Genomic DNA, 26162 nt, shown 5'->3' with positions numbered 1-26162 from the left:
CAAAGGCCGTGAAACTCTTGCGCACCATCGCGCTCGATCCCTCCGACACCTTCGTGTTCGATGTTGCGGCCGAAGCAGGCGAATGGGCCGTCTCCGGCGCCTTCCGCTTCTTCGACCAGGATCCGGCGAAGCTCGCCGGCAAGGCGCGCGCGGCCTTCCGCAGCGGCTTCCTCGGCGTGCAATCCTGGGGATGGTCGACGTTGGTGCAGATCGTCCCGGCGACGCAGGACGATTGCCGGGCGTTGATCGAACTGCTTGCCGGGCAACTCGTCGAACGCTTCGGGGCGCCGGACATTGCAACTGCGAGAGCTGCTGCGGAGGAGGAAGTCGCGTTCGCGCAATCGCTCTGCGCCTATCCGATCAGCTCGCTCATTGCCGTCCACCGCTCGGTGAGCGATGGCGAAGTCCGCGAGGCCTTCCGCAGGCTGCAACTGCGCGAAGGGCAGGGGCATGGCAAGGCATTCTCATTCATGGAGGTGGAGGACGACCTCGAGCCAGGCAGCGATCTTCACCTTGCTGATCTGGGCCAGGAGCCGCGGCACCGATGAAGGATTTCTGGATCGCGTGCGGCCACCATCTGCTCGATCGCGACGCGAGCGGCGGGCTCTGCGTCACGGATGAATTCCTCAAGGCCTATTTCGCCCGTCCCGAGCTGATGCCGCCGGACGATGCATGCCCGGTCGAAAGAAGGCTGCACCGCGAGCTGCTCGCTGGTCCGCGCCAGCCGGTGGGCAATGACGAGATCGCTGCGATCGCCGATCAGGACGCACGCGAAAACTGGCGGTTCGTGCTCGCCTTTCGCGATCTGCTGCTGCGGCATCCGACGCTCGAGGCTGCCTACCTTGCAACCATCCGATCGCGGACGAGCGATCTGCCGCCGCTGTTCGTCAATCAGCTCGTGCACGTGATCCTGCGCAACGCGCTGGACGGCTGCGATGATCCGTTCGTACCGCGTGCCGCCGAACTGTTCTTCCGTCAGCAGCGAGTCCTGCCGCATGAGCAGGCCTTGCTGCTCGGCGACGAAGAGGTGGTCGGTGGGCAGAGTCCGACACCAGTGCTCTCGCTGATGTCGATGCTGGGGGCTGCAACCGACGCCCAGCTTGACGTGCTGAACGAGGAGAATGCCGACGCGTATTGGCAGCGCAGCGACCATTTCGACATGGCATTCGATCTCACCTCGGGTGGCCGCGGCCCGCATGCGCTGGCGCAGGCGATGGCGCGCTGGATTTCCCATCTGCTAGCGGTCGACGTCGCCATCGAGCCGTTGCGCGAGCTGCAGGATGCACAGCTCAGCTGGTATGTCGGGCTCGACACTGACGCCACGGGTCTCGGCGACCGTCTCTGGCATGGCGAGCAGCTCGACGAACCCAGCGCCGGACGCGTGCTCGCACTGTTTCGCCTGACGTTTGCGGACAGCAGCGCGGTCACAGAGGATGTGCAGGGCGAGCCGGTCTATCTCATCCTGGCGATGACGCCGGACCAGAAGCTTCGGATGAAGCCGCAAAATCTGCTCACGGGGCTGCCGATCAGACGCCTGGAGATGGTGACGTGAGCCCCGCTACGCTGCCACTCCTGCGCCTTCCCGTCGGCATTGTGGTGGAACGGCGCAAGGCGGACTCGCCATGGGCCGACTTCGTCTGGCGCTGCGTCGCCGTGCTGTCGGATGCGCCCGAGACGAAGCCCTGGACAATGCTCCGCGAAGAGGACGGCAAAACCCTGTTCTATGCGGGCAGCGCGACGGTCGATCTCTATCCGTCCGAGACTGCGCGCTATCGCGACAATCTCGCCTCGGGCACTCCGAGCATCTGGACAGTGCTGTCGCCCGCGTTAGGCGCCTGGCCCTATTCGGTGGCGGCCGCCACCGCCGATCCTGCGGAGGGCGAGGCGTTCACCGAGGCCGGTGCCAACCTCGTCGAGGCGGTGCCGATGCCGGAGGTGCTGCGCGTGGCGATTGAAAGTTTTGTTGCCGAGCACCACGTCGAACGTGAGTTCTTCAAGCGCAAGCGGCGTCAGGCGGATCCGGAGGCGCTGGCCAGCCGCCGGCATGAAGGCGGCCAGGAATGAGCGAGGCAAGTCGAGTGAGTGAGGACAAGCTGGGTGAGGATAAATTCCTGGCGCGCTGGTCCCGTCGCAAGCAGGAGGCAAAGGCGAACGCCACGCCGCCTGCCGCGGCAATGCACGACGACGTGCATTCTGCACCAAAGCCCGTGGTCAAGGACGACGAGGCGGAAGTCGATCTGTCGAGCCTGCCTTCGATCGACTCGATCACGTCCGCGACAGACATCAAGGCTTTCCTGCGCAAAGGGATTCCGCAGGAGCTGACCCGTGCGGCGCTTCGTCGCGCCTGGAGCGCCGATCCAGCCATTCGCGACTTCGTCGGGCTCGCGGAGAACGCCTGGGACTTCAACGATCCCTCAGCGATGCCGGGTTTTGGCCCGCTGGATTGTTCTGAGGGAGAGCTAGCTGCGCTGGTTGACCGGATCGTCGGAGGCTTTTGCAAGTCGGCCGAGGCTCAGCTTGAGACTTCGGTTGAAGCCACGGATTCTTCGCGAGAATTGCGCCAGGCCGCAACTTCAAGGGTCGAGGTCATCGCCGCGGAATCCGCGACGACTGAAATCGCCTCCGTTCCTGCTGCAACGCAACCGGCGGTGGCTGATAGCACTGAGAGCGAACGCGAGCCCATTCCGCGCCGCACGCATGGCGGCGCGCTGCCGCGCTAGTGGCTCCAACAAAAGAAAATAGCCTCAGGCTATGGAGCCTCCGCGGCATTGGAACTACAATTCGCCCAGCGCTTTGCAACAAAAGCGAAATCAAGCACCTGGGACTTGGATGGAGGTCCACGTGCGTGATGATGGCCTCGATCGCGCCATTGACGCCGCCGGCGGCGTTGCCCAGCTTGCGCGCAAAATCGGCATTAGCCAGCCCTCCGTTTCAAACTGGAACAAGGTGCCCGCACAACGGGTGATGGCTGTCGAAGCTGCAACCGGCGTATCGCGCAACGAATTGCGGCCCGATCTTTACAGCGAGCCGCCTGTGTCCGAAGACCCGATTGATCCCGTCGACGCGGCGCGTGCGCAGGAATATCTGCTGCTGGCTTCGCTTCTATCGGCAGCGCCGTCAAAAAAGCTGCTTGATCAATTGGCGGCATTGACCGGCGACGCTACGCCGCTCGGGCGGGCGCATGCTGCGCTGGCAGAAGCCGCTGTCGGTGCTGTCGCAGCGAAGGTCGAACGCGAATATTTCGACCTGTTCGTCGGTCTCGGCCGCGGCGAACTTTTGCCATATGCCTCCTACTACCTGACCGGCTTTCTCAACGAGCGGCCGCTCTCACGCCTGCGCTCCGATCTCGCAGCGCTCGGGATCGCGCGCGTCGCGGGCAATTCGGAGCCGGAAGACCACGCCTCGATCCTGTGCGAGATCATGGCCGGCTTTGCTTCAAGACGCTTTGCCGCATCGTCCGACGTGCAGCGCGCCTTCTTCGAGAAACACATCGCGCCCTGGATGGAGCGGCTGTTCGCCGACATCGAGAGCGCTGAGAACGCCACCTTCTATCGTGCGGTCGGCGCGCTCGGTCGCGCCTTTATTGAGATCGAGACGGAAGCGTTCACGTTCGCCAACTGACCAGCACGCGCTGGTCCAGGAGAGATGCGATGAGTGGAGACAGGAAAACCACAGCCGGTCGCCGCGACTTCCTGCGCAAGGTCGGCATCGGCACGGTCGGTGCCGGCGCGACGCTCGCGACACCGCTGGTCGGGTCCGCCGAGGCCGACAGTGAGACCAACGATGAGAAGCGCAAGGCGCGCTACAAGGAATCGGATCACGTCAAGGCCTTTTACCGCGTCAATCGTTATCCGGCTAAGGGAGGCTGACCGTGCTGATCAAGCGAACACACCAGCATTCCCAGCGTCACGGCTCCGTCGCGGAGTCCCTTGCAGGTCAGGCCGGCGGTCTCGACCGCCGCAGTTTCCTGCGCAAATCCGGTCTTGCCGGCGGCGCGCTCGCCGCGCTCGGGACCATGCCGGTCGGCAGCGTGCGCAAGGCGGAAGCGGCGATGGCTGGTCCGCTCACAACAGGCGCAACCGTTCGCAAGAGCATCTGCACGCATTGCTCGGTCGGGTGCACGGTCACGGCGGAGGTCTTGAATGGGGTGTGGATCGGCCAGGAGCCGAGCTGGGATTCCCCGATCAATCGCGGCTCGCACTGCGCCAAGGGCGCTTCCGTGCGCGAACTCGTGCATAGCGAGCGGCGGCTACGCTATCCGATGAAGCTGGTCGACGGGCAGTGGACCCGCGTGTCCTGGGATACCGCGATCAACGAGATCGGGGACAAGCTTCAAACTGTACGCGAGAAGTCGGGTCCCGATTCCGTCTATTGGCTTGGCTCGGCCAAGATGACCAACGAGGGCGCCTACCTGTTCCGCAAGTTAGGTGCGTTCTGGGGCACCAACAACACCGATCACCAGGCCCGCATCTGCCATTCAACGACCGTCACCGGCGTCGCCAACACCTGGGGTTACGGCGCGATGACCAACAGCTACAATGATATCCGCAATGCGAAGACACAGGTCATCTTGGGCGGCAATCCGGCCGAGGCGCATCCGGTCTCCTTGCAACATCTTCTCGAAGGCAAGGAGCTGCAAAAGGCCAACTTTGTCGTCATCGACCCGCGCCTGACGCGCACGGCCGCACATGCGACGGAATATGTTCGGATGCGGCCAGGCACTGACATCCCCGTGCTCTACGGCATGATGTGGCATATCCTCCAGAACGGCTGGGAGGAGAAGGAATTCATCCGGCAGCGCGTCTACGGTTTCGACGACCTCAAGAAGGAAGTTGAGAAGTGGCCTCCGGATGAGGTCGAGCGTGTCACCGGTATTCCCGGCGAGCAGCTCAAGCGCGTCGCCAAGATGTTCGCCACCGAGAAGCCGGCGACGCTGATCTGGGCCATGGGCCAGACCCAGAAGACCGTCGGCACCGCGAACGTACGGGCGAGTTGCATCGCGCTCTTGATGACCGGCAATGTCGGCAAGGCCGGCGCCGGCGCCAACATCTTCCGTGGCCATGACAACGTGCAGGGCGCAACCGATGTCGGGCTCGATATCGTCACGCTACCGTTCTACTACGGCCTCGCCGAGGGCGCCTGGAAGCATTGGTCGCGGGTTTGGGAAGTCGACTACGACTTCCTGAAGTCGCGTTTCGACTCCAAACAGATCATGGAAACCCCCGGTATCCCGCTGACCCGCTGGTTCGAGGCGGTAACGCTGCCGAAGGATCAGGTCGCGCAGAAGGACAACGTGAAGGCGGTGTTCGTGCAGGGACACGCCTCCAACAGCATCACGCGTATTCCTGAATCCCTCAATGGCCTGAAGGCGCTCGAGCTGCTCGTCATCGCCGATCCGCATCCGACGACCTGGGCCTCGCTCGCAGTCGAAGCGGGACGCAGGGATGGCATCTACATTCTGCCTGTTGCCACGCAATTCGAGTGCAAGGGGTCGCGCGTCGCCTCCAACCGCTCGCTGCAATGGGGCGAGCAGATCGTGAAGCCGATCTTCGAATCGAAGGATGATCTCGAGGTCATCTACCGGATGGCGAAGAAGCTCGGCTTCGCCGACCAGATGTTCAAGAAAATCAAGGTCGAGAACAATCTTCCTGAAGCAGAGGATGTACTGCGCGAGATGAACCGCGGCAGCTGGTCGACCGGCTATTGCGGGCAATCGCCGGAGCGCCTCAAGGCGCACATGAAGAACCAGGCGAAGTTCGACATGCTGACCATGCGGGCGCCCAAGGACGACCCCGAGGTCGGCGGCGACTATTACGGCCTGCCCTGGCCGTGCTGGGGGTCACCGGAGGTCAAGCATCCCGGTACGCCGCTGCTCTACAATACCAATCTGCACGTGATGGACGGCGGCGGCACGTTCCGGCCGCGTTTCGGCATCGAGCGCGAGGAGAAACTGCCGGACGGCACGACGCGGAAAGTCAGCCTGCTCGCGGACGGCTCGTACTCGCTGGGATCAGGTATCCAGGACGGATATCCGGAATTCACCCTGGCGAGCCTGAAGAAGCTCGGCTGGGACACCGACCTCACCGAAGCGGAAATGGCCGTGATCAACAAGATCAATCCGGCCAATCCGGACACGGTGTCCTGGGCGCTCGATCTGTCGGGCGGCATCCAGCGCGTGGCGCTGGCACATGGCTGTGTTCCCTATGGCAACGGCAAGGCGCGTATGAATGCCTTCGGTCTGCCCGATCCGATTCCTGTTCACCGCGAGCCGATCTACACGCCGCGCGTCGACCTCGTCGCCAAATATCCGACGCTGCCCGACGCCAAGCAGTTCCGCGTGCCCAATATCGGCTTCTCCGTGCAGAAGGCTGCGGTGGAGAAGGGAATCGCAAAACAGTTCCCGCTCATCCTGTCGTCAGGCCGTCTGGTCGAATATGAGGGCGGCGGTGAGGAGACCCGCACCAACCCCTGGCTCGCCGAATTGCAGCAGGACATGTTCATCGAGATCAATCCTGGCGATGCCGCCGATCGCGGCATCAAGGACGGCGGCTGGGTCTGGGTCACAGGCGCCGAGAACAATTCCAGAGCGAGGATGAAAGCGCTCGTCACCGAGCGTGTCGGAAAGGGCGTTGCCTGGATGCCCTTCCACTTCGGTGGCTGGTTTGCGGGCAAGGATCTTCGCGGCAACTACCCGAAGGGCACCGACCCGATCGTGCTCGGCGAAAGCGCCAACACGATTACCACCTACGGATACGACCCCGCGACGGGCATGCAGGAGCCCAAGGTCACACTCTGCCAGATCGCGGCGGCTTAGGGAGCAACGACGATGGCACGTATGAAATTTCTCTGCGACGCCGACCGTTGCATCGAGTGCAACGCCTGCGTGACGGCCTGCAAGAACGAGCACGAGGTGCCGTGGGGCATCAACCGGCGTCGGGTCGTTACCATCGCCGACGGCAAGCCGGGCGAACGGTCGGTCTCGATGGCCTGTATGCACTGCACGGATGCGCCTTGTGCGGCAGTGTGTCCGGTGAACTGTTTCTACACCACCGCCGACGGCGTGGTTCTGCACTCCAAGGATCTCTGCATCGGCTGCGGCTACTGCTTCTACGCCTGTCCGTTTGGCGCGCCGCAATATCCGAAGATCGGCAATTTCGGCTCGCGCGGCAAGATGGACAAATGCACCTATTGCGCCGGCGGCCCCGAGGCTGATGGCAGCAAGGAGGAATACGAGAAATACGGTGCGAACCGTCTCGCCGAAGGCAAGCTGCCGCTGTGCGCCGAGATGTGCTCGACCAAGTCGCTGCTCGCCGGCGACGGCGAGATCATCGCCCAGATCTATAAGGAGCGGGTGCTGAAGCGCGGTTACGGCTCAGGCGCGTGGGGCTGGAAGACTGCCTATCGCGAGACGATCGAGTCCTGATGCAGGCCGCGGGCGACGCGGTACAAATGCCGAGGAGGAGCTCATGTCCTCATTTGCAAGGTTCATTCGTCCAGCCATCGGCGCGTGGGCGTTGCTTCTGTTGATCACGGCAGTTCCGGCGCCGTCGGCGGCGCAGCAGGTCAATCCGACGGCGAGTTCGGTCAACGAACGCCAGTTGCTCCAGGAGATGGACCGGATCCAGGGGCGCGTCAGCATTCCCGACCAGCGCTCCAGCGTGCTGATGCAACCGGCTGGCCGCGAGTGGCGTGAATTCCGCAACGTCGCGCTGCGCTGGATCGGCGGCGTTGCCATCCTCGGCATGTTGGCCGTTCTCGTGATCTACTATTTGACGCGCGGCATGGTTCGCCTCGAAAGCGGACGATCGGGCCGTACCATCGTGCGATTCAACACATTTGAGCGTTTCGTGCACTGGATGACCGCGACCTGCTTCGTCATCCTGGCGATCTCGGGACTGAACATCACGTTCGGGCGGCCGCTGCTGCTTCCGCTGATTGGATTTGACGCTTTCTCGGAATGGTCGCTATGGGCGAAATTTGCTCACAATTATTTGAGCTTCCCCTTCACGATCGGCGTCGTGCTGATCTTTCTGATGTGGATCGGCGGCAATATCCCGAACAAGGTGGATCTGGAGTGGATCAAGCGCGGAGGCGGGCTGTTCGGACACGATCATCCGCCGGCACGTCGCTTCAACGCCGGCCAAAAGGGGATCTACTGGATCGTTGTGATCGGCGGTGGCCTCGTCGCCGTGACCGGGTATCAGCTCATGTTTCCCTTCTACCTGACGGGAATCGAGGGCATGCAGATTGCCCAGATCGTTCACTCCGTCGTGGCCGTGCTGTTTATCGCCGCGATGATCGCTCACATTTACATCGGCACGATCGGGATGGAAGGGGCCTTCGAGGCGATGGGATCGGGCGAGGTGGATATCAATTGGGCGCGCGAGCACCACAGCCTGTGGCTCGAGCAGCAGTCGGCACAGCCGCAAACGCATCGTGCTGCATCCGCAGCCGAATAGGGCTGGCGGCGCATTGCCTACAGACGCACGCCCGTCGTCGCAAAGGCTTCTGCGACGGGTTGCTGTACGCTGTCGAGCACGGCAACTCCAATCGCAGCGATTACGATCGTCGCAACACAGGCAAGGATGAAAGCCCTCATCGCGATCCTCCAACAAGCTGGCTCACCGATCATCATATAGGATGTCCGGTCACGAACAAACGACCGGCCGGGCTCCGGATCGAATCCGAGGTGCCCATTCCATTATGGCAAGGTGGCGCCGAACCAGGCGTCTTGTACGGACAAAACGTCGCTCGCTGTCGGTCCATTTCTTTGGCTTCGATGATTTTATGTCGAAGTGATTGTCGACTGAGCGGGGGTAATCCTGTTTCTCAATTGCGGGCCTGGTGGACTGGCCGTCTAATCGCGAGGCGAGCAAGCTGGCGTGAGCCTCCCTGCTCAAATCCAGCCCTCGGAAGCGGGCCACCCACTTCGGACGCACAGGCGGGTGGCCCGCGGAGGCGGCGGACCGACGTGGTGGTCAGGATGTGCGCTCGCGTCAACAGCGCGATGCGCTCGCCTCCAGCCAGCCCGGATGCAGACGCGGACAATCATTTCGATCCTGCGCATCGCACTGACAACGAAAGAACGACGCAGGCTGGATTTCGCTTGATCGTACTGCGATGCGCCCTGCGCTGGAGCTCGTCAGTCGCAGGGCGGCTGCAGATTGAGCTGCCTCAGAAGAGGGGCCAATCCGTCTGAGCTGCAGTTTTTCACTTCAGTCGCTTGCTTTGGCTTTTCGACCGAAGGTGTCTGTGACCTCTTCGCATCAGCGGCACTGCGTTTTTGGATCGTGTATTTCGAAGCAGTCGGGTCGTGCCAGTGACGGGAAATGAACCTGGGCTGCGTTTGATCCGTCTTGGGCTCGACCGCCGGCGCAGCAACAGCGATCTGGGGTGTCGGTACTGCCGGCTTATCCGCCTCAACGGCGGCCTTGGGCGCGATTGCTTCGGCGCGGATCGGAAGTCGATCGCTTTTGTTGCCGCTGACCGCCGGAAAATCCGACGCCATGCCAACGTCGGTATCGGGTGCTGGCGCGCGGCTGGGGCCGAGCGGGGAAACCACGCCAACCACGCATACTGTGCAAACGGCAATAACCCTGATCATGCCGGTTGGTCCCGAGCGTTGCTCAGATCCAAGCGTCGCGTCGGAATCAGCCCAGAATAAGACGAGGGGCTCCTTGCAATGGAATGGGCCCAGCTTGCCGGCGCCGTCTCAAGCTTGCTGGCGCGGCGCTTCTGAATTCTATCGAGTGTTGCAGCCGAGCAATTTCCAAAATCACATTTTTGCCCCAATATCGACACTAGCCGGTCAGCGTTCGACCAGCGAAGACTGGCTAGGCCCGGCACACGTTTCGGCGGGGGCAGTGTGCTGGGCCGCCGATTTGGGCACATTTTGGCGGGCAAATTCGATGAAATCCATCGGTCGGCTTCGTTGGGCGGTAGATAACGACCGCAAGGACCTCGCGAACTATGAGACAGGCCAACGTTCGCATCGCGAGCGCGATTCCGAACAGGAGTCATTGGCCGAGCGCGTTCTGAAAAATCTCGCGCTGATCCGAGCGCATGAGGCCAAGACGGACTAGAGGCGCTGGCCGCCGGCCCTTGGCTGTCGATGAGGCTTTGGTCCGGTCGCTACCATACGCGCATTGAAACCGCCGCCGGATGGACATTGTCCGTCCTGGGGTTGGCGAGGCACGTCTCTCACCGGGCTGGTCCGCGCGCGACGATATCGATTGCGTGGAAAATCTTCTTTGCTGCTGTTGCGAGGCCTCTTTAGCTCTCACAAGCGTCCTGGCGAAGTGCCTACCGCCATCCTGCGATCTGCCCACCCCTTGATGTCGGCAACCGTCAGCGCCTTGAGGAACGGATTGGCGTTGACCAGCTTGTCGCGTGTGGTCCGACCCGTCGCGTCAGCGGCGGCCATAAGGGAAGCCGCATCGGCATTTTCCGCGGCGGACAATAGCGCTACGGCACCCGCCGGTCCCGCGAAATGAACGAGATAGAGAGAACCGGGTGTGATCGGCAGACCGCGCTTGTTGAGGATCGCGGCATATTCCTCGACCAGTCGCGTGGTGATCTCTCGCGCAAGCTCGGGATCTCGCCGCAGGTCCAGCACGTCCTTGTCGCTGCGCCCCTGGATCAGATCGCGCCGGTGCCTTCGAACTGCTTCGAGCCACGTGTCATCGAGAAACTGGGCAGCACCGGTAGCACTCGACCGCTTGTTCCTGGCATTCGAGTCACCATTGGACTCGGCGACGATAATGCGCTCGACCAATGCCTTTGCGGCCGTCTTGTCGATCAATTTCCGGTTCAAATGCGCGTCGCGGAACAGGATGAAACTTGCGACGAAGGCCAGGCCAATCGCCACGCCAAGTGCAGCTGTGATGGATTCCGCGGACAGCCATCCCCGAGTGGTGACAACGTACCCGCGCTCGTCTGGGCGAGGGGGGCGGATTTCGCCGGGGCGGTGTGTTTGCTCTGCCGCATGCGCGAGGCATCGCGCCTTGCCGTCGGCCGCCTCATTACAGAGGAATCGTGGGGCTAGGTCTGGCATCGCGATGGTAGGTTCAATGCCTGGAGCAGGCTGTCGAAGACACCTGACGGACAGGGTTTGACCTCCGCGACCGGCCTGGCGCGATTGAGTTTCACAGTTGCCTTGGAAATTCGCTGCTCGGGCCGAGCTCTGGGCGGCACAACCGCGGATTTTCTTCCGCGTGCGCTCCGTTGCCTGACGATCTTCGAAGGCTCTTGCGCAACAATTGAGATTTGATCCGGCGGAGGCATCACTTCGCTCGAGGAGATCGGCTGCGGTGGCGCTTCAAGCATGTGCGGGATTACGAGACGGTCCGCCGTCGTCAGCGTATCGGACGAGCCAACGGCCGCCTGAGCGGGTGGTTCGCTCACAGGCTTTGTCGTGCGCGGCGGGGTCTCGAACTCCATCGCCGCGAGGGTACTGAGGCCAACAAGGATGAGAGCCACTCTCATCTGATTTCACGCTGTCCGAGGAGGAAGCCTCGCTCAAAGCCCGCCGGAAATGAGCTCCCGAAAATCGGAGACGATTGCAAAGATCCAATGAGGCGGCTTAGCGGCGGAAACGAACCAGCCGGCGCAGGTAGGGGGAGAAGATCTGAGACAGGGTTAACACGGGGCGGCATGGCAAGCGTATTGCGATCCGCAAGACCAGCGTTGGCAATTGCGTAGGAATGGGCGAGATGGCCATGGAACGGATGTGGCGTTGAGTACAAGGGCCGGCTGGCGTGCGATGTCGCTCAGCCCGGTCACCGGGTGGTCACCGCAGGCGGTGACCGTGCGATCAGAGAAGGTGGCACTGTTATCCCTCGAGATCGACGTATTGCCGAAGCTTGAAGACGATGTCGGGTAGAGCATGTCGCAGGCGTGCGGCGTTCTGGGAAGTGGTCGAGAACGGTGCGAACTTGATCATAGCGTTCCAGGGCCGATATCCGTAGACGGTGATCGAGACCCCGGATTTCGGAAAGCCATCGACTTTGCGAAGCTCCCCAAGGACGAGGTCGGCGATCGCCACGGCCGGCAATCGCGCGCGTTTTTCATCGTGGTTGCCGGCGGACGTGGGAACGATGGGCTTCTTTGGCGGCGCGGACGCGGCCAGAGGCTCTTCTTGGAGCGTTGGCGGCATCTCGGGCGCCGGAGGTGCGGTTGCGGGCACGCTCGTCGGCGCTGACGGGGAGGCCTCAGCGAGCGGATGCGGCTCGGAAGCTGGTTGCTCCGCGCGCTTGCCGCCGAGAATGCCGCTGATCAGCGCCATAAGGCCGGCATCCTTCGAGTCATCACTCATGGCTCTCTCGCAGTTGTGCCCAGCCTAACACCTGCCGGACAGGACGCCACTATGCCTATGGCAATCGCGGTTCCTGTGTTCGCAATCGAACATTCAGACGTGCAAAGGTCCGCTAATCTCCACCTGTGCGAGATACCTGAACTCACGAAGGGGCGTTCGAAGGTGTTGGATAGTCTGGTGATGCGCTGGCGCATGCGCAATTTTTTGTTGGTTTGTCCATCTTGCAAAAATGCCACTCCCACGAACCGCGGACGCTACATGCTCGGCGAGGAGCGATTGACGTGCGATCGCTGCGGAGCGACTGACTCTGTCACTTTCTGGCGTTTCGAAGGAATAGCTCACCGCGCGTGTGCCTCGAGCCACGGCACGGCTAAAGTTCGCGCTCACTAGCCGGACGGCTACGATTCTCACATTGATCCCAAACTGCTGCCGGCCGCCGCGTCAGGGGTGATCGCTGTGCGCGTAACTGAAAACTGAACGACAAGGAAAGTCTGCCCGCAGATCCCGGGCCCGTCGGTAACCTCGACGCGCCAGTTGAGGTCCTGCCAAAATGGTCCCTCCGGTCCTTCGTTGAGAATATTCCTGCACACTTCGATCGCTACCAATTGCGCGGCGGCGACGTCCGGAAGCTCCAGCCCGACGTCATCGAAGACGGAAATGCCACCGTGGGCGTGGAAGAAGAAGCGGGTCATCCGCACGGCTCCCCTCCAAGAGACGGTAGCGAGAGCGCGCGGTCTCAGTCCGCCAACGTCAGCGACTCGATAAATAGACCGGCTGTGGAATCCGGACGGCGGTTCTTTTGAGGGAGATCAATGCTCTTAATGGGTACGGTCCCGCCGCCCACGCTGATCGCGGACATCTGGCCGAGGCTGATCTTCACAGGCCGACCGTCAGCGTGGGTAAAAGGATGACGTCGGACTGGGCGAGGCATGCCGCGATCAAGGCGGCTTCCGAAGTACCTCGCAAATTATCGATTTTTGGGAGGCTCGCAATGGCCGCGGGCTACTGCGGGTCGTGGGGAAAGGCTGGCGGGGAACCGGCTCCGCTGAGGATCGAATTCGACCAAACCGGGTTAACGACGACCGAAGTGAGGGCAGCGGGAGTAGTAATTCTATGCTCGGTTTGGCAATTCTGTTCGCGGCCGTCGGATTGGGTTTTGCCGTAGGCTACGGCACCCGCGAAGTCGTCTCACGCAGACGATATGCCGAATATTTGGCATATGCGCCATATCTCGGGCCTCCGCGGCCAAACGTTTCACATGCCAGGGATGACAGTCGGTTGGGGCAGCAGCCAATCACGTCGCTCAGAAACATCGTCTCCATGTTGGCCGATCGCATCAGCTTCGCACTCGCTTTGGATTTTACCTTGGCGCTGCTGCTGATCCTGTTGTTGCCACGGCCGTTATGACCCTGCGGACGACCGCGGGGAAAACACAAAATTACGGCTGAGCACCAACAATGTTTCGTGGCCAGCCGCCGCCGATCGCACATGATGCGCCGTCGGCGAAGGCCGCGCATGCCTGTCACCCCAGAGGAGACAAGTAGTCCTGGTGGAGGCAAGTTGGTCTTGCCCCGCCATCAAACAGTACGGTGATGCCGGTGGTACGAAGACTGACTTCGACGACCGTGCCGGTCTTGTTAGCCAGATCGGGGCACTGAAGGGCACCGAGCTGGCTTATCTTGACGCGAGTGCCAACCACAAAGGTCGTTTGAGCAACCATGCTATAAATCCGAATTGATAAATATTCATGGTTCGATAACGCGACAAAAATACATCCCGTCCGGGATTCTTGCAACCTGCGGTAAATGCGGACGTGTTCCGATGTAGTCCTCGCAACGGCGGCTGGATGCTGGCATCTCCAACCGGAGGTGCCACGTTACTTCTTTAGGAGTAGTCCCATCGCGCATACCGTGCGGCATTTGCCGTGGCCGGCGATCAGAGCTCGCGCTCCATCGCTGGATTACCCGAGTCGGGAATACGCGGCAATTTCGCATGGTCTTGACCGTGTTCCGGTCACTTGAGTTCCCCTCGGTAAACAGACTGGAGCCGACCGCAGGCCTCACTTTGCCGCCAACGGCTGGGGCCATTCTTTGTTATCGGCACAAGCGGCCTCGGTTCGAAAGCGCTGAGCTAATTCCATGTTGAAATAAGCCCCGGTACGACAACAGATCGGGAACTCAAATGTCTGCCCGGCTGGAAAAGGCGACCGGGGTCCGTCAACGCAAATCAAATCGGGAAAAGTCGGCAAATTTCAAATCGGTTCCTCAGTACAAAATTGGACATAACAAAATACCGCACCGATCTAGGCTCGCTCCGCTTGGCCCACAATACCGTCAAGCAAACTCTGACGGCCCCGGCATTGTAGGTGGTGCCGGGGCCGTTTTTCGGCAGTGTCCTAATTCTGAGGTCGGACGATGAAAAAGGACCGGGTCACATATCGCTGCGAAAACCTGGCAGTCGAGATTGCCAATCATAGGCTGCATATCGGAAAGGTCGTGACCAAGTCGCTCAGGATCCTTGAAGAATCCGCCGGTCAGGACACGTTCCTGGGTCGCCAGAATTACAAGCCTATCCCACTCCCGCACCAGGAAGAGTAGGACCGGATTAGCCGGCGGCTGTCATCAGAAGGCGCAGGGCCGAAATTAGCTCATGATCCATACGGCAGCAGCCCAGAAGATGCGTGCGAGAAAGTAGACCCAAACGCCCGTCGTCGTCAGCAAGGTGGTCAATAGCAAAAATCCGAACACACGATCCTGCGGGTTCTCTTGGGCCTTATCAGCGGATGCGTGCACCGTATTATCGAATGTTGGCAACTGCGCGGTTTCTGGCATCATTCAACGCTCTAACAAACGAGGTTAGCCCCCGATTTGGAAACGGAGCGAAGCTGCGGCGCCAATTGCCGCCTCGTCCTAACTCCATCTGTGCGTTCCAGAAGCAAGGCCGCTGTCACGATCAGCGGCCTTCCCGGGCTTCACAGAAATTATGAAATGAAAAAGCTCAGCCCCCGGATTTCCTAGTTTTCCCTGGAGGCCTGGTTCCGGCGAGCACATAGGTGAATCGAGAGGCTTTAATTCGTTCGTGACGGCGTCAAGAACTCCCGCTCCTGACACCATTTTAGGCCGTACCCGAGGTGGCCTCGATCATCGCGCCTGTCTCGCTTGTCGTAACTCACACCACAATCAAACGACACGGCCTTTCGGCTGCGCTGCCAGGGCCGGCGCGGCGCGCGGCTTGATCGGCGTCAACTCGCCGGAAGCCGAGATGATGGCGGTTTCCTGACGGCGGCACTTCGGACAGACGAACTTCACCTCATGCGGTCGGCTCGACCAGCTTGCGTGCTTGAGACTGGCCGACATCGGCCAGGCCTCGCATTGCGGACACGAGATCAGAAAGCGACCAGGGTCGAGCATACCCATTCCAAAGCTCCAAGAGCCTGCCCGTAAGCTGAAATGTCCAGCATCTGTAAATAGTTCCGGGGGCGGGCAGGGCGGCAACGCAGGCCTGCCACGTTCTTGATGCGCGTCACATCTTGACTGCGCCCGCAGCGAACCGACGACAGCGGATTTGGCCGAAGCGTCGCTGCTCAGCTCCGCTTCTCTTTCGACCTCAGCCTCATCTCGAGTTGCCGGCGAATGGTCTTGGCGAGAGGCCGCAACGCCGCGACGGCGAAGCCGCAGAGAAGCATGAGCCATGTCGCCAGGGCCGCGCACCACAATAGGTCTTCCAGAATCTTGGGCATGACCTGCCCCCAAATGACTGCCTGAAATGAGAACAGTGTCCCTCAACCTTGGAGCGGCCACAAGGCGTCGTAAAAGTAGCAACGGAGCGACGGACGTGCCGGACGCCGAAATCACGATCGCAGTCTGGGAGCCTGAGAATTCCCCGATCAGTGATTGTGAACCGCGGATCGATTTCGAGGATCGATTCTTGGGGCAACCGGTTTAATGCGCATGCGCATCCGGCTGATGAGATGGGCAGGTTCGCTGACCCTTGTTGGTGTACTTGTCTCTGCTTGCGTGAATTCCGACCAAGCGAGGCCGGCGGCCCGATCGGGCGCGTCATCGGGTGCGCCATGGGCCCGCGACCTCAACGAGCCGCCCCCAAATCGAGAGCCCGCCAATGGAGCGGCGGTCGCAGGAATAAAGGCTGATCTGAATGCTGCGCGAGAGAAAGCCTCGCGCTGAGGGGAGCCTTCGGCCAACGCCCCCTTTGCCACAATGCGGCAGAAACTACCCGATCATCCTTTCAAGGGCGACGAGAGCGGTAAAGACGACCACGACGACTCCAACGAAGGTGATGCCGAGGAAGACATTGTGCATGCTGTCGCGTTTCCCTATTCGCTGCCGGCGCCAACAAGCCGCCTGAGCTATTCAAGCGTCTTTCAGCTTCCAACCGCGAGGTGATCCTCGCACTCAGTCTTCAAGGTCAGTGGACTTTGATTTCCTTCAAGGGGAGCCGTAGCTCGGCGGCGCGTTCTTCGCGATCCTTCTTGCGAAATTCGATCTCTCGTCGCTCGAATTCAGTGAGTTCCCTTCGAGCCGCTTCCAAAATGCGATCACGTGGCGCCGTTCCTGGTTGTGTGCGTTGGCTCATCACTTACCCCAGTGTTGTCCCAGCGTTGTGGAAGGGGCAGATCGCCGCAAGATTGCGGATTTATGACGGCAGCGTGAGGAATATCGGCCAGGCGATCCTCACGATCGCGCCAGGAATTGCGCCAGGACAAGCTGGTGACGCGTGCGGCCAGGCCCGATGTTGGTGATTTGCCCGACGTGTCAATCGCGGGCGTCGCTGAGGCAATCCTTGCCGGCGATGCCCCGGCTACTTTGCATGGGGTTGTTTTCGAGACTTTTGTTCGGCCGTGTCCCGTGCCGGCCCGCGGCTGTTTTTCGACGCAGATGATCTGATCGGTGTGCGCCGGGCGGAAGCTTCACTGCCTGCGGTACCCCCGGGGCTGCGGCACGCCCGGCGGCTGTCCGGTCTGCTGCTGCCTGAACCGGGCGCGCGGATTCAGATCGCAATAGGTGTTCCAGCGCCCCGAGGCGGACGCCAGGCACTGCGCCCTCGTTTCATACGAGCAGTCGCCGGACCAGCCGAGCTCCTCGCCAAAGACGCACCAGGGGTAGTCGTAGGAGGCGGGAAGGGCGGAGCCTGCGTGAGCGGCCGTTGCCGCGGCCAGCAGCGCCAAGATGGCTAGCGTCGTGCGCATGATCATATCTCCTGTCGTAGGGCCTTCGGCGGCGGGCAAGACCTCGAATCGTTGCACGCGCCGCTTCAACGCGATCAAGCGTGTTGAGGATTAGGCCGAAAGGCCCGTCGGTCCACCCAGGCGCATTTTTTCTCGCCATTTGTGAACTGCTTCACATCCGCAATGCCGATCGCCTGCTACAGATCCCGCATTGCTTTACCTATCCATTATTTAAAAAACACACCCCCGGCAGTCACATGCCGGGGGTGTTTTTGCATGGGCTGACCTTCAGGCGAGGGGGTTTTGTTCAGTGCCGGCGGAACGAGCGCACGGGACTGAGGGTTTGCTTCAGCGCCGCGATGAAGCCGGCGGTCGGACGTGCCGGCGATTTGGCTTCAATTGCTTCAGCTGCGACGCGGCAATCCGCGGCGACCTTCAACAGGCCGATCCGCGCGAGGTCGAGGGTGGAGAGCTCCGCCTGCTCCAGACACACACGCTCCAAACGGCGGAATTCCCGCAGCTCTCTGTTCATGCGCTGTCTCCCGGTGGTTGGGGACAAGCCAACCGCGATTCTCCTTAATGAGTAGTAAATCAGGCGGGGCTGGCCTCAGGCTGGTCACCGCGCCTGTGCTATAATCCCGCTCATGACCTGATCCCCGACGACCGGCGCCGGTGGTTCCACCGTTCGGCCGGCGAATCGACCAGGGAAATTCGAAGCAGGTGGCAAAGCGAGCACGGTGACGATCGTAACGGGAGGGAGCCTGACCATGACCACGTTCGACAAGCGCGAGCAGGGCTTTGAGGCCAAATTCGTTCACGACGAGGAGCTCATGTTCAGGGCCACGGCCCGATCCAACAAGCTGCTCGGCATGTGGGCAGCCGAGCAGCTCGGGCTGAGCGGCGATGCCGCAACCCGCTACTCGACGGAGCTCGTGACCGCCAATCTCGATAGCAGGACGGTCGATGATGTCCTGGGAAAGGTCTCCGGCGACCTCGCCGGCAAGGGAATCACGCCCGAGCAGGTTGCGCAGAAGCTCCAGGAATTCCTGCACCAGGCCGTGCAGCAGCTGAAGGGCCCCGAATAGGGCGCGTCCCGATCGTGCAGATGTCTTTCGAAGGTCACAGCTCCATGTGGACGATCTCGATCGGCTCGCCGCCGAGTCCGTGGGAGAAGTAGCCCCGCTTGATGCTCCTGAAGCCGTGCTTGCGGTAGAAGCCTTCGGCGTTGATGGTCGCCTCGAGCCTGATCGGCCCCTCGTGGCCGACCTTCGCCTCGGCTATCCCGATCTCCAGCAGTCTCCGCCCAAGTCCCGTGCCCGCCGCTTCGGGCAGGATGAACAAGCGGGTGACTTCGCCTGGCTCCGCATCGACAAAGCCGATCACCTTGCTATCGCGCAGGCCCACGGTCATTCGTCCCCTGGCGATGAGCTCTTCGTAGAACGCCACCGTGCGGTCGCCCATCCAGTTCGTGAGCTGGTCGCGGGAATAGGATTCTCCGGAAAGGCCGCTGATCGACGCCTTGGTGAGATTGAAAACAGTTTCCGCGTCTTCGCGGCGGGCGGCCCTGAATGAGAAATCGGTGTCCGTCACGCGGGTGGATCCGGCGTCATTCGTGGTTGCGCGCGGCCGTGTCGCTCAGGCGATCGACGAAGGCAATCCCGATCGCCGACGCCACGAAGGTGATGTGGATCAGGACCTGCCACATCACGCCCTGCTCGGTAAAGCTGGCGCGGCCGGAGCCGAGATTGCCGGCCTCGATGAAGGTGCGCAGCAGCGCGATCGAGGAGATGCCGATGATGGCCATCGCGAGCTTGATCTTCAGCACGCTCGCATTGACGTGGCCGAGCCATTCCGGCTCGTCCGGATGGCCCTGGAGGTCGAGCCGCGAGACGAAGGTCTCGTAGCCGCCGACGATCACCATCACCAGGAGGTTCGAGATCATGACCACGTCGATCAGCGCCAGCACGCTCATCATGATCTGCTGCTCGGTCAGGTCGAGCGCGTGCCAGGACAGATGCCAGAGCTCCTTGACGAACAGCGCGATGTAGACGCATTGCGCGACGATCAGCCCGAGATAGAGCGGCAGCTGCAGCCAGCGCGAGCCGAAGATGACCATCGGCAGCGCGCGCAGGCGTGGCGAGGCCGGAAGGCGGGGCTGGCTCGTCGTTTCAGGCTCGCTCGACATTTTCAGGCAATTCCCCGCTTCGGTTGCACGGAGGCCAGATGTAGCCCGACATGATGGCCTGCGGAAGACGCGACGTCGGGATCATGCGCCGCCTGCGGCATGATGCTATCCTGACCTCCGGGCGGCGCTGATTTTCAGCTGAGATCATTGGAGACATCGTGCGGACGATTGCGGCTGTTGCAACCATCGTGCTCTGCGGAGCCGTGATCACCGAAGCGGCCGCGCTGCCGCTGACGCCATTTCGCTACGCGGACCAGGCGCAGCGCTATTGTCCGACGGACAAGGTGGTGTGGCTGGATTTCAGGAAGGGGCGCTACTACGCCAAGGGCCAGAAGCTCTACGGGCAGGGGTTCGATGGCAGCTTCGTCTGCCTCAACGAAGCCAAGAGCAGCGGTTATCGCCGCTCGGTGCTGGGCTTGCGCTGAGCGCGCGCAGACCGGGTGGGTCGCTGGCTATTTGCTCTCGCTCGGCAGCTTGACCGGCACGTGCGGGGAACTGCTGACGACACGCGGACTTCCGTCCGGATAAGTGCGGCTCGTCCGGATCAGCGTTTCCAGAACCAGGAAGAATTTCTCGGCAAGCATGTCTCGTCACCCTCGTTGGTGATGGCCTCATCAAAGTTGAGTCGAGGCGCGAGGGACGGAAATTCAATCAACTAAAAGGGAAGCAGACAGTCCGGAAATACTGGACGTGCCGACTGGCAGCGTATTGCGCCGCAACATCGCGGCAGATGATTAAGGGGAAAGGTTGGCGCGCCTCAGGCGAACGCCAGGGCTCAGGCACAGTCAGGCAAACGCCAAGGCCATCAGACTCGAGCAGAGCAGAACCAAGCCGCCTGCCGTCAACGCCAGAAAGCCGTCCGACACCAGATCATGATTGCGCATAGGACACCTGCCGCTCTCTTGCTCGATGCTCGACCGGATTGATTAAAAGTTTCCGAACGCGCTCAAATTGAAAGAGGTGATGCTTCCGCGCGAGGCACTATGCCCTCGTGCGGTATCCTTCGAACGCATGGGCCAGAAAAATCCCCGCGCTTACCAGACCCATCAGTGCTGAAACCGTCTCAATCATCGCAAACTTCCGTTGCGCCCCTCGCACACGCGACAAAACGCGTACCGCCTTGCACAGTCAAAAGGATTCCAGTGTGCGCAGTTGCAATCGGGAAGCAGTGAGGATTTGGCGCAACAGTTTGTCCAGGACTAGGACGGGAATAGGGCGCTTCGCGCGCCGATGCTCCGTAGATCAACGGAGAGAGCGCCAACCTCTGGTTTACCATCTCGGCGCGAGAGTCGCGCGCTCCCCATTTCCGCCGTGATCGCGTTGCGTTATCGTCACCACTTCCGAACCGGTGGTGGGCCGCTTCGGGCAAAGACCGGCAGAAGGCCTCCTTGTGGGCACGCGTCCGGCGAGATGGTATTGGGGCGAATGGGGATCCGACGGTCAGATTCGATGGTGCGGGCCGCGCGTGGTGTTGCGGCTGCCGCGACCTGCCTCGCGCTTGCCAACTGTGCCTCATCGGGCAAATTCGCCAGCCACGTCGATCCGAAATACGGCGTGTCCTCCAGCCCGCGCGTGGTGGCCTGGGGCGATCCCGTGCCCAAGGGCGGCGGCACCTACCGCGTCGGCAAGCCCTATGTGGTGGCCGGCAAGACGTATGTGCCGGAGGAGGACGCCAACTACCGCGCCGAGGGCCTGGCTTCCTGGTACGGCGACGACTTCCACGGCCGCCTGACCGCCAATGGCGAAATCTTCGACATGGGCTCGCTCACCGCGGCGCACCCGACCTTGCCGATGCCGTGCTATGCGCGGGTGACCAACCTTTCCAACGGCAAATCGCTTATCGTCCGGGTCAACGACCGTGGGCCATATCACGGCAACCGCCTCATCGACGTCTCGAACAAGGCGGCTGAACTACTTGAATTCAAAGGCAATGGTGTCGCCAAGGTGCGCGTCGAATATGTCGGCCGGGCGCCCCTTGAGGGGTCCGACGACCGCCAGCTGATGGCCACCTTGCGCACCGGCATTCCGGCGCCGACCCCCTCGATGGTCCGCGTCGCCTCGGCTAGGCCATTCGTTCCGGAGCTGTCGGCTTCCAGCCATGGCGCGATCCGAGGCGAGGTTCCGCTTCCGGAAGGGCGGCCATACAGCCTCGGCAATACTTCGGCCGACGTCGCTTCGATCAACGCGACCTCGGAAATGTCGGCTTCGAGCCGCAATCGCGGCCGGGCGCTCCAGAATGCGCGCGCGGTGTCCTATGACCAGGACGGCCGCGATACGTCGGACACGGCGCCATCGGCCGCCTATGTCTCCGACGACGGCGCGTCAGAGGCGCGCAATATCCTGAGCGGCCGCGGGCTCTACTGAGTCGCACTTTCCTTCAGGAACGTCACCAGGGCCGTATTGACCTCGTCGGGCCGCTCCTGCTGCACCCAGTGGCCGGCGCCCTCGATGATCAGCTTGCGCCTCAGATTAGGCAGCACGCGCTCGAGCTCATTGACGCGCTTGGCGCCGATCAGCCCGGTGATCACCGCATCCTTGGAGCCCGCGATGAACAGCGAAGGCTGATGGATCTGCGCGTCCTGCCAGGGCGCCGTCAGCTCCCAATTGCGATCGATGTTGCGGTACCAGTTGAGGCCGCCGCGGAAGCCGGACTTGCGATAGGTCTCGGTGAAATAGGCGAGGTCTGCCTCGGTCAGCCAGCTCGGCAGCGGCTCCGAGCCGCTCGCGTGGCCGAGAAAGCCCTTGTCGTCTTGAACGAACATTGCCGCCGTCGGATCGGAAAGCCCGCGCCCACCCAGCACGATGCGCATGGTGTGGGCGACATCGCGCTCGAGCTCGGCCTCCGCGACGCCGGGCGTCTGAAAGTACTGCCAGTAGAAATTGGTGATGCCGTTCTCACGCAACAGGTCGAGCGGCTTGCCGCGGCCGCGGAACGGCGGCGGAACGCTCAAGCCCGCCACCGCCGTGAATATGTCCGGCCGGAACAGCGCCGCGTGCCAAGCCACCGGCGCGCCCCAGTCGTGGCCGATGACCATGGCCTTGGTCTCGCCAAGCGCCTGCACCAGGGCAACGACGTCACCGACCGTGTCGAAGATGGAGTAGGCGGTGACATTCGATGGTGCCGTGGTCCGGCCATAGCCCCGCATGTCCGGAGCGACGACGCGAAAGCCGGCCGCCGCCACCGCCGGGATCTGGTGACGCCAGGAGTAGGAGAGTTCCGGCCAACCATGGCAGAGGATCACGAGCGGCCCCTGGCCCTGCTCACGGACGAAAAGATCGATCCCGTTGGCTGAGATCACGCGGGAGGAGGACATCGCTTTTCCGCCTTGTTTCAGAGGTTTGGTCGGAAATCGTGAGGCGCCACGATAGGGACCCCGGCCCACCTGTGCAATCTTCGGGTGATGATCCGGTTCCCCGTGTTGTTTGCGCGGGGGCCAACTGTTAGAACGCCGCTCTCAGGGCTTCGCCATGGCATTTCACTTTCCTCCGACCCGCCCATCCCGGTTCGCCGCCGGGTGGCTCGCGCGCGGGCTCGTTGCCGCCGGCGTGGCGCTGAGCCTCGGCTGGGGCGGCATGCTCTATGCCGCCAATCAGAGCGTGCAGGGCGCCAAGAAGGAAGAAGCCGGCTTTGATGGCGACGCGCCCACCGCGATCCTGATCGAGGCGTCCAGCGGCAGCGTGCTGTTCGAGAAGAATGCCGACGAGCTGCGCGCCCCCTCCAGCATGATGAAGCTGATGACCGCGGAGGTCGTCTTCAATGCAGTGAAGAAGGGCGACATCAAGCTGACCGATGAATACCGGATCAGCGAGAATGCTTGGCGGAAGGGCGGTGCGCCCTCCGGCAGTTCCACCATGTTCGCCGCGATCAACAGCAAGGTATCGGTCGACGATCTCCTGCATGGCGCGATCATCCAGAGCGGTAACGACGCCTGCATCGCGCTCGCCGAAGGCATGGCGGGCAACGAGCGCCTTTTCGCCACCGATTTCATGACCAAGCGCGCCCGCGAGCTCGGCCTGACCAAATCGACCTTCGCCAATTCGAACGGGTTGCCCGACCCCGGCAACAAGATGACGGTGCGCGAGCTCGGCATTCTCGCGCGCCACGTCATCCTGGACTATCCGGAGTTCTACAAGCTGTTCGGCGAGAAGGAGTTCACCTGGAACAAGATCCGCCAGCCCAACCGCAATCCGCTGCTCAACGCCATGGAAGGTGCCGACGGGCTGAAGACCGGCTTCACCAAGGAGGGCGGCTACGGGATGGTCGGCTCGGCCGTGCAGAACGGCACGCGGCTGATCGTCGTCGTCAACGGCCTTGAAGACTCCGAGGATCGCGCCACCGAAGCCAAGAAGATGCTGGAATGGGGTTTTCGCAACTTCGAGACCCGGACGCTGATCGCGGCCGACCAGCCGGTGGGCTATGCAAAGGTGTTCGGCGGCGAGAGCCGCTCGGTGAAACTTGTCGCCAAGGATCCGGTCAAGGTGATGGTGCACAAGAACGGCGGCGACAAGCTGATCGCGCGCATCGTCTACAGCGGTCCGGTGCGCGCGCCGGTCCGGGAGGGGCAGCCGGTCGGCGTGGTGCGGGTCTGGCGCAGCGGCCAAATCGCTGTGGAGACACCGGTCTATGCGGCGGAGGCGATCGGCACCGGCTCAACCATGCGGCGCGCGATCGACGGCGCGAGCGAGCTCGTGATCGGCATGTTCCGCGCGGGCGCCGAGAAGCTCTGACCATGAACGAGATTGCAGTGAAGCCGCCGTCCGGGCGCGGGCGATTCATCACCTTTGAAGGCGGTGAGGGCTCGGGCAAGTCGACCCAGATCAAGCGGCTCGCCGACCGGCTCGACGCCACCAAGCTGAAGACCATCGTCACTCGCGAGCCCGGCGGCTCGCCCGGCGCCGAGATCATGCGCCATCTCGTGCTGTCTGGGATGGGCAAGCTGCTCGGGCCGGATGCCGAGACACTGTTGTTCGCGGCCGCCCGCGACGACCATGTCCGCACGGTAATCGAGCCGGCACTCAACCAGGGCACGTGGGTCCTGTGCGACCGCTTCGCCGACTCGACGCGAGCCTATCAGGGCAGCCTCGGCAGCGTGCCTGAAGGCGTCATCAACGCGATGCAGCGGGTTACGATCGGTGATCTCAAGCCGGACGTTACGATCATCCTCGATCTGCCGGTCGAGATTGGTCTGCAGCGCGCGGCCGCGCGGCGTGGCAGCGGCACACCGGATCGCTTCGAGGGCGAGAGCCTCAAATTCCATCAGGATCTGCGCGAGGCCTATCGCAAGATCGCAGCCGGCGATCCCGGACGCTGCGTGCTGATCGACGCCAGTGGCGATGCGGACACGGTCGCCGCGCGAATCTGGGCGGCGTTGCGCGATCGCGTGTTCAGCGCTCCGACGAAGGCAGCGTCCGCATGAGCCCTCGCCAGACCGAGCGCGAGACCGCGATCCCGCATCCGCGCGAGACCAGCCGCCTGTTCGGCCATCGTGAAGCCGAAGCGGCACTGCTCACCGCCTATCGCAGCGGGCGCATTCCGCATGCCTGGCTGATTGGCGGACCGCAAGGCGTCGGCAAGGCGACGCTGGCGTACCGGATGGCGCGCTTCGTCCTCGCGCATGGCCATCCGCTCGCGCCCGCCGTGCAGCGAGCCGAGGATCTGTCGATCGATCCGAACGATCCCGTGGCGCGTCAGGTCGCCGCCGGCTCGCATGGCGGGCTGTTGACGCTGGAGCGCACGGCGAACGACCGCGGCGTGATGAGGACGGTCATCACGGTCGACGAGACGCGCGAGACGATCGCATTCTTCGGCTCGACGGCGGCTGCCGAAGGCTGGCGCGTCTGCATCGTTGACACCGTCGATGAGCTCAATCCGAACGCGGCGAACGCGCTGTTGAAGATCCTAGAGGAGCCGCCACAGCAATCGCTGTTCCTGCTGGTCAGCCACGCGCCGGCGCGGGTGCTGGCGACGATCCAGTCGCGCTGCCGCAAGCTGCGCCTGCGCTCGCTTGCGACCGACGACGTGATCGGTGCTGCGGCTGTGGCCGCCGAGCTCGACGTGAGCGATCCGGCTCTGCGAGAGGCTGCAGAGGCTTCCGAGGGCAGTGTCGCGCGGGCGCTGACGCTGCTCGGCGGCGATGCGCTGAAGCTTCAGCAGCGTACCGCGGCGCTGCTCGCGCGTCTGCCGCAGGTCGATCCAAAGGAGCTGCACACGCTCGGCGATTCGCTCGGCACCAGCGATCGCGTGGCTCTCGCGGCCTTCATCGACGGCATCGACCGCTGGATCGCCGAGCGGCTGCATGCGGATGAGGCGAGCGCCAACCAGAACCTGCCGCGCCTTGCACGGCTTGCAGAGGTATGGGAAAAGATCGTCCGCGCCGCGCGCGACACCGAAACCTACAATCTGGAGCGCAAGCCGCTGGTTTTTTCGGTGTTCGGCTGGCTCGCGGACGCAACGCGCTAGGCGCTGGTTTCCATTTTTT

The 26162-nt window shown here is 62.5% G+C and carries 31 protein-coding genes; 17 read left to right on the top strand and 14 right to left on the bottom strand.

Annotation, left to right across the window (positions count from 1 at the left end):
* Window positions 1-8: 8 nt before the first annotated feature.
* The 9 genes from YUU_RS0116110 (at window position 9) to YUU_RS0116070 (ending at window position 8459) form a co-directional block, all read left to right on the top strand.
* Window positions 9-548, top strand: coding sequence for a DUF6505 family protein (locus tag YUU_RS0116110; protein ID WP_027523314.1), 540 nt, complete (start codon window positions 9-11; stop codon window positions 546-548).
* Window positions 545-1552, top strand: a complete 1008-nt coding sequence (locus tag YUU_RS0116105) for a DUF6352 family protein (protein WP_027523313.1) — start codon at window positions 545-547, stop codon at window positions 1550-1552. Before YUU_RS0116110 ends, YUU_RS0116105 begins: the two co-directional genes overlap by 4 nt.
* On the top strand, window positions 1549-2064 hold the full coding sequence (locus YUU_RS0116100) for a DUF3305 domain-containing protein (protein ID WP_027523312.1): 516 nt from the start codon (window positions 1549-1551) through the stop codon (window positions 2062-2064). Before YUU_RS0116105 ends, YUU_RS0116100 begins: the two co-directional genes overlap by 4 nt.
* A 29-nt stretch (window positions 2065-2093) precedes the next feature.
* Window positions 2094-2720 carry a DUF3306 domain-containing protein gene (locus YUU_RS0116095; protein WP_027523311.1) on the top strand — a complete coding sequence of 209 codons (627 nt, stop codon included), beginning with the start codon at window positions 2094-2096 and terminating at the stop codon, window positions 2718-2720.
* Window positions 2721-2841: 121 nt separating this feature from the next.
* Window positions 2842-3621: a molecular chaperone TorD family protein gene (locus YUU_RS0116090; protein ID WP_027523310.1), complete on the top strand. Its 780-nt coding sequence runs from the start codon at window positions 2842-2844 to the stop codon at window positions 3619-3621.
* A 29-nt stretch (window positions 3622-3650) separates the two neighbouring features.
* Window positions 3651-3869, top strand: coding sequence for a twin-arginine translocation signal domain-containing protein (locus YUU_RS0116085; protein ID WP_027523309.1), 219 nt, complete (start codon window positions 3651-3653; stop codon window positions 3867-3869).
* Between the two features lie 2 nt (window positions 3870-3871).
* A complete protein-coding gene (locus YUU_RS0116080; protein WP_027523308.1) occupies window positions 3872-6814 on the top strand; it encodes a formate dehydrogenase subunit alpha in 2943 nt (980 codons plus the stop codon).
* 12 nt (window positions 6815-6826) lie between these two features.
* Entirely contained in the window at window positions 6827-7423 is a 597-nt protein-coding gene (fdh3B, locus tag YUU_RS0116075) for a formate dehydrogenase FDH3 subunit beta (protein WP_027523307.1), read from the top strand.
* 43 nt (window positions 7424-7466) lie between these two features.
* A complete protein-coding gene (locus YUU_RS0116070) occupies window positions 7467-8459 on the top strand; it encodes a formate dehydrogenase subunit gamma (RefSeq protein ID WP_027523306.1) in 993 nt (330 codons plus the stop codon).
* 17 nt (window positions 8460-8476) lie between these two features.
* Here the strand turns inward: YUU_RS0116070 and YUU_RS62350 are convergent, their stop codons facing one another.
* Complete coding sequence (locus YUU_RS62350; RefSeq protein WP_256375277.1) at window positions 8477-8599, bottom strand: hypothetical protein; 123 nt, start codon at window positions 8597-8599, stop codon at window positions 8477-8479.
* A gap of 543 nt (window positions 8600-9142) precedes the next feature.
* Window positions 9143-9604 (bottom strand): hypothetical protein, encoded by a 462-nt coding sequence (locus YUU_RS0116060; RefSeq protein ID WP_156944325.1) that lies wholly within the window; start codon window positions 9602-9604, stop codon window positions 9143-9145.
* A 94-nt stretch (window positions 9605-9698) separates the two neighbouring features.
* Between YUU_RS0116060 and YUU_RS60840 the strand changes: the two genes are divergently transcribed.
* Window positions 9699-10082, top strand: coding sequence for a hypothetical protein (locus YUU_RS60840; protein WP_156944324.1), 384 nt, complete (start codon window positions 9699-9701; stop codon window positions 10080-10082).
* A 197-nt stretch (window positions 10083-10279) separates the two neighbouring features.
* Here YUU_RS60840 and YUU_RS50990 read toward each other — a convergent pair whose 3' ends face one another.
* The 3 genes from YUU_RS50990 to YUU_RS50980 form a co-directional block, all read right to left on the bottom strand.
* Window positions 10280-10867, bottom strand: a complete 588-nt coding sequence (locus YUU_RS50990; protein ID WP_051389764.1) for a hypothetical protein — start codon at window positions 10865-10867, stop codon at window positions 10280-10282.
* Between the two features lie 963 nt (window positions 10868-11830).
* Complete coding sequence (locus YUU_RS0116045; RefSeq protein ID WP_027523304.1) at window positions 11831-12313, bottom strand: hypothetical protein; 483 nt, start codon at window positions 12311-12313, stop codon at window positions 11831-11833.
* A 407-nt stretch (window positions 12314-12720) separates the two neighbouring features.
* Window positions 12721-13005 carry a hypothetical protein gene (locus tag YUU_RS50980; protein WP_051389763.1) on the bottom strand — a complete coding sequence of 95 codons (285 nt, stop codon included), beginning with the start codon at window positions 13003-13005 and terminating at the stop codon, window positions 12721-12723.
* Window positions 13006-13426: 421 nt separating this feature from the next.
* Between YUU_RS50980 and YUU_RS0116030 the strand changes: the two genes are divergently transcribed.
* Entirely contained in the window at window positions 13427-13720 is a 294-nt protein-coding gene (locus YUU_RS0116030) for a hypothetical protein (RefSeq protein ID WP_027523303.1), read from the top strand.
* Between the two features lie 1235 nt (window positions 13721-14955).
* Here the strand turns inward: YUU_RS0116030 and YUU_RS0116015 are convergent.
* From YUU_RS0116015 to YUU_RS0115985, 5 genes are all read right to left on the bottom strand, one after another.
* Window positions 14956-15147 (bottom strand): hypothetical protein, encoded by a 192-nt coding sequence (locus YUU_RS0116015; RefSeq protein ID WP_027523300.1) that lies wholly within the window; start codon window positions 15145-15147, stop codon window positions 14956-14958.
* 345 nt (window positions 15148-15492) lie between these two features.
* Window positions 15493-15729, bottom strand: a complete 237-nt coding sequence (locus YUU_RS0116010) for a hypothetical protein (RefSeq protein ID WP_027523299.1) — start codon at window positions 15727-15729, stop codon at window positions 15493-15495.
* A gap of 1009 nt (window positions 15730-16738) precedes the next feature.
* Window positions 16739-16906 carry a hypothetical protein gene (locus YUU_RS60250; RefSeq protein WP_198031764.1) on the bottom strand — a complete coding sequence of 56 codons (168 nt, stop codon included), beginning with the start codon at window positions 16904-16906 and terminating at the stop codon, window positions 16739-16741.
* 334 nt (window positions 16907-17240) lie between these two features.
* Entirely contained in the window at window positions 17241-17519 is a 279-nt protein-coding gene (locus tag YUU_RS50975; protein WP_035662539.1) for a DUF3551 domain-containing protein, read from the bottom strand.
* A gap of 286 nt (window positions 17520-17805) precedes the next feature.
* Complete coding sequence (locus tag YUU_RS0115985; protein WP_027523296.1) at window positions 17806-18030, bottom strand: hypothetical protein; 225 nt, start codon at window positions 18028-18030, stop codon at window positions 17806-17808.
* Between the two features lie 235 nt (window positions 18031-18265).
* Here YUU_RS0115985 and YUU_RS0115980 point away from each other — a divergent pair, with 235 nt between their 5' ends.
* Window positions 18266-18583, top strand: coding sequence for a DUF1476 domain-containing protein (locus YUU_RS0115980; RefSeq protein ID WP_027523295.1), 318 nt, complete (start codon window positions 18266-18268; stop codon window positions 18581-18583).
* Window positions 18584-18617: 34 nt separating this feature from the next.
* Here YUU_RS0115980 and YUU_RS0115975 read toward each other — a convergent pair whose 3' ends face one another.
* Window positions 18618-19088, bottom strand: a complete 471-nt coding sequence (locus YUU_RS0115975) for a GNAT family N-acetyltransferase (protein ID WP_027523294.1) — start codon at window positions 19086-19088, stop codon at window positions 18618-18620.
* 16 nt (window positions 19089-19104) lie between these two features.
* Complete coding sequence (locus YUU_RS0115970; protein ID WP_027523293.1) at window positions 19105-19683, bottom strand: TIGR00645 family protein; 579 nt, start codon at window positions 19681-19683, stop codon at window positions 19105-19107.
* A 158-nt stretch (window positions 19684-19841) separates the two neighbouring features.
* On the opposite strand from YUU_RS0115970, the gene YUU_RS0115965 reads away from it, so the two are divergent.
* Window positions 19842-20108 carry a hypothetical protein gene (locus YUU_RS0115965; protein ID WP_245288023.1) on the top strand — a complete coding sequence of 89 codons (267 nt, stop codon included), beginning with the start codon at window positions 19842-19844 and terminating at the stop codon, window positions 20106-20108.
* Window positions 20109-20135: 27 nt separating this feature from the next.
* On the opposite strand, the gene YUU_RS62345 is transcribed toward YUU_RS0115965, so the two are convergent.
* Window positions 20136-20267 (bottom strand): hypothetical protein, encoded by a 132-nt coding sequence (locus YUU_RS62345; protein WP_256375276.1) that lies wholly within the window; start codon window positions 20265-20267, stop codon window positions 20136-20138.
* An 865-nt stretch (window positions 20268-21132) separates the two neighbouring features.
* On the opposite strand from YUU_RS62345, the gene YUU_RS0115950 reads away from it, so the two are divergent.
* Complete coding sequence (locus YUU_RS0115950; protein WP_035662487.1) at window positions 21133-22047, top strand: septal ring lytic transglycosylase RlpA family protein; 915 nt, start codon at window positions 21133-21135, stop codon at window positions 22045-22047.
* On the opposite strand, the gene YUU_RS0115945 is transcribed toward YUU_RS0115950, so the two are convergent.
* Window positions 22041-22997 (bottom strand): alpha/beta fold hydrolase, encoded by a 957-nt coding sequence (locus tag YUU_RS0115945; RefSeq protein ID WP_027523290.1) that lies wholly within the window; start codon window positions 22995-22997, stop codon window positions 22041-22043. The genes YUU_RS0115950 and YUU_RS0115945 overlap by 7 nt on opposite strands.
* 154 nt (window positions 22998-23151) lie before the next feature.
* Here YUU_RS0115945 and YUU_RS0115940 point away from each other — a divergent pair, with 154 nt between their 5' ends.
* From YUU_RS0115940 to YUU_RS0115930, 3 genes are read left to right on the top strand one after another with little or no spacing between them, the layout of a single operon-like run.
* Window positions 23152-24411 carry a D-alanyl-D-alanine carboxypeptidase family protein gene (locus YUU_RS0115940; protein WP_027523289.1) on the top strand — a complete coding sequence of 420 codons (1260 nt, stop codon included), beginning with the start codon at window positions 23152-23154 and terminating at the stop codon, window positions 24409-24411.
* Window positions 24412-24413: 2 nt separating this feature from the next.
* On the top strand, window positions 24414-25100 hold the full coding sequence (gene tmk, locus YUU_RS0115935; protein WP_027523288.1) for a dTMP kinase: 687 nt from the start codon (window positions 24414-24416) through the stop codon (window positions 25098-25100).
* Window positions 25097-26143, top strand: coding sequence for a DNA polymerase III subunit delta' (locus YUU_RS0115930; RefSeq protein WP_027523287.1), 1047 nt, complete (start codon window positions 25097-25099; stop codon window positions 26141-26143). Before tmk ends, YUU_RS0115930 begins: the two co-directional genes overlap by 4 nt.
* Window positions 26144-26162: the final 19 nt, after the last annotated feature.

This window comes from Bradyrhizobium sp. Ec3.3 (genome assembly GCF_000472925.1).
GTDB lineage: Bacteria > Pseudomonadota > Alphaproteobacteria > Rhizobiales > Xanthobacteraceae > Bradyrhizobium.
This window is presented reverse-complemented; position numbering and strand designations above follow the sequence as displayed.

Coding starts and splice junctions, on each gene's coding strand:
- YUU_RS0116105 (WP_027523313.1), top strand. CDS start 545: ATGAAGGATTTCTGGATCGCGTGCGGCCACCATCTGCTCGATCGCGAC.
- YUU_RS0116085 (WP_027523309.1), top strand. CDS start 3,651: ATGAGTGGAGACAGGAAAACCACAGCCGGTCGCCGCGACTTCCTGCGC.
- fdh3B (WP_027523307.1), top strand. CDS start 6,827: ATGGCACGTATGAAATTTCTCTGCGACGCCGACCGTTGCATCGAGTGC.
- YUU_RS0116070 (WP_027523306.1), top strand. CDS start 7,467: ATGTCCTCATTTGCAAGGTTCATTCGTCCAGCCATCGGCGCGTGGGCG.
- YUU_RS62350 (WP_256375277.1), bottom strand. CDS start 8,599: ATGAGGGCTTTCATCCTTGCCTGTGTTGCGACGATCGTAATCGCTGCG.
- YUU_RS0116060 (WP_156944325.1), bottom strand. CDS start 9,604: ATGATCAGGGTTATTGCCGTTTGCACAGTATGCGTGGTTGGCGTGGTT.
- YUU_RS0116045 (WP_027523304.1), bottom strand. CDS start 12,313: ATGAGTGATGACTCGAAGGATGCCGGCCTTATGGCGCTGATCAGCGGC.
- YUU_RS50980 (WP_051389763.1), bottom strand. CDS start 13,005: ATGACCCGCTTCTTCTTCCACGCCCACGGTGGCATTTCCGTCTTCGAT.
- YUU_RS0116030 (WP_027523303.1), top strand. CDS start 13,427: ATGCTCGGTTTGGCAATTCTGTTCGCGGCCGTCGGATTGGGTTTTGCC.
- YUU_RS0116015 (WP_027523300.1), bottom strand. CDS start 15,147: ATGATGCCAGAAACCGCGCAGTTGCCAACATTCGATAATACGGTGCAC.
- YUU_RS0116010 (WP_027523299.1), bottom strand. CDS start 15,729: ATGGGTATGCTCGACCCTGGTCGCTTTCTGATCTCGTGTCCGCAATGC.
- YUU_RS60250 (WP_198031764.1), bottom strand. CDS start 16,906: ATGAGCCAACGCACACAACCAGGAACGGCGCCACGTGATCGCATTTTG.
- YUU_RS50975 (WP_035662539.1), bottom strand. CDS start 17,519: ATGCGCACGACGCTAGCCATCTTGGCGCTGCTGGCCGCGGCAACGGCC.
- YUU_RS0115985 (WP_027523296.1), bottom strand. CDS start 18,030: ATGAACAGAGAGCTGCGGGAATTCCGCCGTTTGGAGCGTGTGTGTCTG.
- YUU_RS0115980 (WP_027523295.1), top strand. CDS start 18,266: ATGACCACGTTCGACAAGCGCGAGCAGGGCTTTGAGGCCAAATTCGTT.
- YUU_RS0115970 (WP_027523293.1), bottom strand. CDS start 19,683: ATGTCGAGCGAGCCTGAAACGACGAGCCAGCCCCGCCTTCCGGCCTCG.
- YUU_RS62345 (WP_256375276.1), bottom strand. CDS start 20,267: ATGCTTGCCGAGAAATTCTTCCTGGTTCTGGAAACGCTGATCCGGACG.
- YUU_RS0115950 (WP_035662487.1), top strand. CDS start 21,133: ATGGTGCGGGCCGCGCGTGGTGTTGCGGCTGCCGCGACCTGCCTCGCG.
- YUU_RS0115945 (WP_027523290.1), bottom strand. CDS start 22,997: ATGTCCTCCTCCCGCGTGATCTCAGCCAACGGGATCGATCTTTTCGTC.
- YUU_RS0115940 (WP_027523289.1), top strand. CDS start 23,152: ATGGCATTTCACTTTCCTCCGACCCGCCCATCCCGGTTCGCCGCCGGG.
- tmk (WP_027523288.1), top strand. CDS start 24,414: ATGAACGAGATTGCAGTGAAGCCGCCGTCCGGGCGCGGGCGATTCATC.
- YUU_RS0115930 (WP_027523287.1), top strand. CDS start 25,097: ATGAGCCCTCGCCAGACCGAGCGCGAGACCGCGATCCCGCATCCGCGC.